Raw genomic sequence first — 4768 nt, 5'->3', positions numbered from 1 at the left:
CGGGATGCCGCCTGGCCGTTACGTCGACCGCGCGAGGCTCGAGGCCGCGCGCCGCTGCCTCGAGGACTCCGCCAGCGGCGTCGAGGAGACCGCCCGCGCCTGCGGCTACGGCACCTCCGAGGCGATGCGCCGCGCGTTCGTCCGCGCCCTGGGCGTCAGTCCCGCCGAGTACCGCCGCCGTTTCCGTCCGAAGGAGCCCCATGCAGATCGTCATCGCCCTCTATGACCGCTTCACCGCCCTCGATGCGGTGGGCCCGCACCAGGTGCTGGCTCACGTCCCGGGCGCCGAGATAATTTTCGCTTCTGAACGGGCCCGTGCCGTCTCCGACGAGACCGGCACCCTCACCCTGGGTGCGGACGCCTCCTATGCCGATGTCCCCCATCCCGACGTGCTCCTCATCCCCGGCGGCCCGGGCCAGTCGGCTCACATGGGCGATGGCCCCCTCCGCGACTGGATCATCGAAGCCGACAAGACCACCATGTGGACCACCAGCGTCTGCACGGGCAGCCTGATCCTCGCGGCGGCCGGCCTCCTGACAGGCCGCCAAGCCACCACCTACTGGCTAGCCATGAACGAGCTAGCGAGCCTGGGCGCCAAGCCAGTCCACGACCGCTACGTCTTCGACGGCAAATACGCCACCTCCGCCGGCGTCTCAGCCGGCATCGACATGGCCCTGGCCCTGGCCGCCCGCCTCACCGATGACGACACCGCCCAGGCGATCCAGCTAGGCATCGAATACGCCCCGAACCCCCCATTCAACGCCGGCTCCCCAACAACCGCCCCACCCGCTCTAGTCGCCGCCCAACGCGCAGCCACCCGCTTCCCCAACCCGTAGCCCCCGCCCCAGCCGGGAACCAGTCAGCACAGAGGCAGGCGCCCCAAGCCGTTGTGACTCGGGGGACGCGATGGGCGCCAGCGGTGCGACGCCGCACCGTCCATTCGCCCCGAGGGGAAGCGGGGCGCCGGTGGTGTGACGCCGCGTCGTTCGGGGCCGCCCTCAGGCCCCGACTGGACGCGGCAAACACCACCAAGCCACCGCGCCCCACCGTCACGGAGCCACATGCACGCCTGAACGCGTCCCGTAGTCATAGTGATAGACCTGAACGCCCCCGATGTACGCAACCTCCGCGCGAGACATCACGTCCAGCGGATCCCCGGACCAGACCACGACGTCCGCGTCCTTGCCGACGGAAAGCGACCCGAGCCGGTCGGCGACGCCGATGATGCCCGCCGGGTTGATGGTCACGGCGCGCAGTGCGGTCTCGCGGTCCAGGCCTTCCTTGACCGCCAGCGTGGCCTGGTGGATCAGGAAGTGGATCGGTACCACGGGGTGGTCGGTGGTGATCGCGATCGTGACGCCGGCGGCGGCTAGCCGCCCCGGGTTGGCCAGCGACCGGTTCCGCAGCTCGACCTTGGACCGCGAGGTGAACAGCGGCCCGATGATGACGGGGATCCCGGCGGCGGCGATCTTGTCCGCGATCAGGTGCGCCTCGGTGCCGTGGTCGATCACCAGCTGGTAGCCGAACTCATCCGCGATGCGCATCGCCGTGGCGATGTCGTCCGCGCGGTGGCAGTGCTGGCGCCAGGGGATTTCCCTGCGCAGCACGCGGGCCAGCGCCTCGAGTTTCAGGTCCCGGGCAGTCGGCTCCTTACGTTCCGAAGAATCGTTCTTCTCGAAGTCCTGCTTAGCGATGTAGTTCCGCGCGTCGGTGAAAGCCGCCCTGATGACGGCCGCGGTGCCGAGCCGGGTGGCCGGGGTCTCTTTGCGCTCGCCGTAGACGCGTTTGGGATTCTCGCCGAGCGCCGACTTCAGGCCCGCGGGCTCGCGCAGCACCATGTCGTCGACCGTGCGGCCCCAGCAGCGGATGGCCACCGTCTGGCCGCCGATCGGGTTGCCGGATCCGGGGTTGACGTTGACCGCGAGCACGCCGCCGGCGATCGCGTCGCGGAACCCCTCTTCCGCCGGGTTGATCGCGTCGAGCGCCCGCACGTGGGCCTGCACAGGCCCGGTCATCTCGTTGGTGTCTGAGCCTGCCCAGCCCTCGCCCTCTTCGTGCACGCCGAGGTGGGCGTGCGCGTCGATGAACCCGGGCAGCACCCACTTGCCGGCGGCATCCACGACGTCGGCGCCGGGCGGGGGCTTGAAGTCCGGACCAGCTACAGCCGCGATCTTGCCGTCCACCAGCAGGACTGTCCCGCCATCGATTGGCTCGCCCTCGACCGGAACGATGTACCCGCCCGTTATCGCGATGCTGTTGCTGGCCACGCAGCCGCCCTTTCCTCGTGCGTTTGGGTTGACTTCACTATCTTTTCACCGCGCGCCGATGAACGCGCGAGCCTTGGCCGTCCGCACCGCCTCCTGCAGGGCGTCGATGTCGTAGGCGCCGTAGTACCTGTTGCCGTTGATGAAGAACGTCGGGGTGCCGGACACGGTGGCCAGGTCGGCGGAGTCGACGTCTTCGGCGATCCTGGCGGCGCCGGTGTGCTTGCGCAGGTCGGCGGAGAACTTCTCGGTGTCGAGGCCGAGGTCGGCCGCGTACCTGAGCAGGTCTTTGATCGTGAGTTCGCCCTGATGATCCATCAGGGTGTCGTGCATCTCCCAGAACTTGCCCTGCCGGTCCGCCGCCTCGGCGGCCTCCGCGGCCATTTGCGCGTGCGGGTGCACGTCGGTGAGCGGCAGGTGGCGGAACACGAACCGCAGCTCGGCGTGTCCCCTGAGCAGCTCGCGGACGTGCGGCTCGGCCTGCCCGCAGTACGGGCACTCGAAGTCGCCGTACTCGACCAGCGTGACAAGCGCGTCTTCCCGCGGACCCCGGATGTGGTCGCGGTCGGGGTCGACGGGCATGGCGAGGTCGGTGACCGTCTCGGCGGTGCCGAGCAGTGCCCGCAGCCTGGTCCTGACCGGCAGCCTGTCGAGCACCCGGAAGAACACCCAGGTGAGAATCGCGGCGCAAACCGCGCCCGACAGGATGCCGACCTTGGCCTCGGCCAGGTCGGTCCCGGTGAGCGAGAGCGAGGCGATCAGCAGCGCGACGGTGAACCCGATCCCGGCGACCAGCCCGGCGCCGGTGACGGCCCCCCAGCCGACCGGCGGGGACAGCCTGCCCTTCGACAGCTTGGTGGCCAGCCAGGCGGCGCCCCCGGTGCCAATAGGCTTGCCGGCCAGGTAGCCGATCATGATGCCGAGCGTGGCGGGGGAGGCGTAGGCGTGCGCCAGGAACGAGCTGCTGATCCTGACATCCGCGTTGGCCAGCGCGAACAGCGGGACGATCACGTAGCTGGTCCACGGGTGATAGCGCTGCTGCAGCCGCTCGTTCGGCGAGATCGCGACGCGCACCTCCTCGCGGGCCTCAGCGGCCAGCCGGGCGGTGGGCTGCTCGCGGAACAGCCGGAATGTCTCGGTCGCCTGCGTCAGGTCCTCACGGTTCGCCGGGTAGGCGACGGTGAGCAGCCCGATGACCAGGCCGCTGACGATCGGGTCCACCCCCGACTTGAAGAACGCCACCCAGCAGGCGACGCCGATCAGCGCGTACACCGGGCCGTTGCGGATCCCGCGCCGCGAGAGGACCCCGTAGGCGACGAGCAGCAGCGCGCCGATGACCAGCGCCATCCATCGCACGTTGCTGCTGTAGAAGCAGGCGATGACCACGATCCCGCCGAGGTCGTCCACCACTGCGAACGTGAGCAGGTAGGTGCGTACCCGGTCGGGCAGGCCCTTGCCCGCCAGCGCGAGCGCGCCGAGCGCGAACGCGGTGTCGGTGGACATGGCGGTGCCCCAGCCGCGCGCGGTGGGCTGGCCGGCGTTGATCGCGAGGAAGATGACGATCGGCAAGACCATGCCGCCCAGCCCGGCGAGCACCGGCAGTGTCAGCCTGCTGCGCACCCGCAGCTCGCCCATGTCGAACTCGCGGCGCGCCTCCAGGCCGACCACGAGGAAGAACAGGGCCATCAGCCCCGAGTTCACGAACGTCCGCAGGTCCATCGCCAGGCCGTGGCTGTCGACGCGGATGTCCAGCGGCGTCGACCACAGCCGCTCGTAGCTGCCCGCGGCCACGTTCGACCAGATCAGGGCGACGAGGACACCGCCGGCGAGGATGGCGGCGCTGCCGGTCTCCGTCTGCAGGAACTGCCGCAGCGGTGTCTTGCGGGTCGGCACCCACAGGGTCCTGGCCGGCTGCGCCTCGGCGGCGGTCTGGGAGTCGGTCATGTCCTTATTGTCGCAGCGCGGAGACCACCACCCGGAGCTGACCTTTTCGCCCGGCGGGCAACCTCCTAGGATCGCATCCGTGGCACAACAAGATCAGACGGAACCCGACGCCCGTGTGGCGGCCGCGGCGGCGCACTGGAGCTACCGCTTCATCTCCAACGGCACCGACTACGGCGATTTCACCGCGACCCTGAGCAGGATCACCCGCTGGGACGACTGGTGCCGGGAATGGGGAAACACCGCGGCGGAGTACGAGCAGCTCGCCGAGAGCGCGGAGGACGCCGGCCAGCGGGAGACGGCGGCCGGCGCCTGGCGGCGGGCCGCGCTCGCCTGGCACTGGGGCAAGTTCGTCTTCGTCGATCACCCGGACGAGCAGCGGGCGGCCCACGAGCGCACCGTGGCCTGCTTCCGCCGGGGAGCGGCCACCCTCGATCCGCCCGCCGAGTACGTGCACGTTCCCTACGCGGGGACCGAGCTTGCCGCGTACTTCCGGCTGCCCGCGATCCGCAGCGCCCACGCCACACCGCCCGCGGTGATCATGATCCCCGGGCTCGACTCGG

At 70.3% G+C, this 4768-nt stretch carries 5 protein-coding genes; 3 read left to right on the top strand and 2 right to left on the bottom strand.

The genetic code is table 11. The annotated features are described in order from the left end of the window. Positions 1-226 (top strand): helix-turn-helix domain-containing protein (locus tag WA805_RS27440; protein WP_425243784.1); only part of this gene is annotated, 226 nt, incomplete at its 5' end. Next, a complete protein-coding gene (locus tag WA805_RS27435) occupies positions 201-836 on the top strand; it encodes a DJ-1/PfpI family protein (protein ID WP_425243783.1) in 636 nt (211 codons plus the stop codon). The genes WA805_RS27440 and WA805_RS27435, both read left to right, overlap by 26 nt. Before the next feature lie 213 nt (positions 837-1049). Here WA805_RS27435 and WA805_RS27430 read toward each other — a convergent pair whose 3' ends face one another. Both WA805_RS27430 and nhaA read right to left on the bottom strand, forming a co-directional pair. After that, on the bottom strand, positions 1050-2267 hold the full coding sequence (locus WA805_RS27430; RefSeq protein WP_422323547.1) for an amidohydrolase: 1218 nt from the start codon (positions 2265-2267) through the stop codon (positions 1050-1052). Positions 2268-2312: 45 nt separating this feature from the next. After that, positions 2313-4208, bottom strand: coding sequence for a Na+/H+ antiporter NhaA (nhaA, locus tag WA805_RS27425; protein ID WP_422272457.1), 1896 nt, complete (start codon positions 4206-4208; stop codon positions 2313-2315). A 79-nt stretch (positions 4209-4287) separates the two neighbouring features. Here nhaA and WA805_RS27420 point away from each other — a divergent pair. Further along, a partial coding sequence (locus WA805_RS27420) for a hypothetical protein (protein WP_425243782.1) occupies positions 4288-4768 on the top strand: 481 nt, incomplete at its 3' end.

Origin of the sequence: Trebonia sp., assembly GCF_049794275.1 — a bacterium.
Taxonomy (GTDB): Bacteria; Actinomycetota; Actinomycetes; order Streptosporangiales; family Streptosporangiaceae; genus Trebonia.
This window is presented reverse-complemented; position numbering and strand designations above follow the sequence as displayed.

Coding starts and splice junctions, on each gene's coding strand:
- nhaA (WP_422272457.1), bottom strand. CDS start 4,208: ATGACCGACTCCCAGACCGCCGCCGAGGCGCAGCCGGCCAGGACCCTG.
- WA805_RS27435 (WP_425243783.1), top strand. CDS start 201: ATGCAGATCGTCATCGCCCTCTATGACCGCTTCACCGCCCTCGATGCG.